Source organism: Deinococcus rhizophilus (genome assembly GCF_030271215.1).
GTDB lineage: Bacteria > Deinococcota > Deinococci > Deinococcales > Deinococcaceae > Deinococcus > Deinococcus rhizophilus.
On the sequence record NZ_JASNGB010000372.1, the window covers coordinates 1 to 663 of the forward strand.

Sequence of the window (663 nt, forward strand, 5' to 3'; positions counted from 1 at the left end):
GTGCCCCCCGTCCGGGCGCAGCAGGGCGGCCACGATCCGGGCCTGCGCGGCCAGTTCGGTCAGCCCCGGTCCCGCCGGGGTGAGCCAGTCCAGCGTGAGGTAGGCCCCGCTGAGGCTCAGCCGCAGCGCCGCCTCCCCGGGAATCAGCGGCCCCAGCCCCAGGGTCTGCACCCGCTCGGCGGCGGGGCGCCCGGGGTGCAGCAGGGCCACCGTGCGGCCGCCCGGTCCCTGGGCGAGCAGTTGCCAGCCTGCCCCCACCCGCTGCCAGGAGAGATGCAGCCCCCGCCACGTCACCTCCCGCCCCCCCGCGAGGTGCAGGGTCAGGNAGCGCCGCCTCCCCGGGAATCAGCGGCCCCAGCCCCAGGGTCTGCACCCGCTCGGCGGCGGGGCGCCCGGGGTGCAGCAGGGCCACCGTGCGGCCGCCCGGTCCCTGGGCGAGCAGTTGCCAGCCTGCCCCCACCCGCTGCCAGGAGAGATGCAGCCCCCGCCACGTCACCTCCCGCCCCCCCGCGAGGTGCAGGGTCAGGGTGTCTCCCTCCGGCACGGGGGCCGACAGCGCCGCGCGGGGCGTGGCCGCGTACAGAATCGCGCCGCCCGGCAGGTCGGTGCCGGGGGCGAGGGTGGTGGAGGGGGCACCCCCCATCAGGGCGTCCAGCCGCCGCC

General features: G+C 79.2%; 1 protein-coding gene and 1 pseudogene. One reads left to right on the forward strand and one right to left on the reverse strand.

What is annotated here, in order from left to right; all coding sequences use genetic code 11:
* Nucleotides 1-294 (reverse strand): annotated as a pseudogene (locus QOL99_RS17405) (hypothetical protein); the annotation flags it as partial.
* A gap of 181 nt (nucleotides 295-475) precedes the next feature.
* Here QOL99_RS17405 and QOL99_RS17410 point away from each other — a divergent pair.
* A partial coding sequence (locus QOL99_RS17410) for a hypothetical protein (protein ID WP_285525674.1) occupies nucleotides 476-663 on the forward strand: 188 nt, incomplete at its 3' end.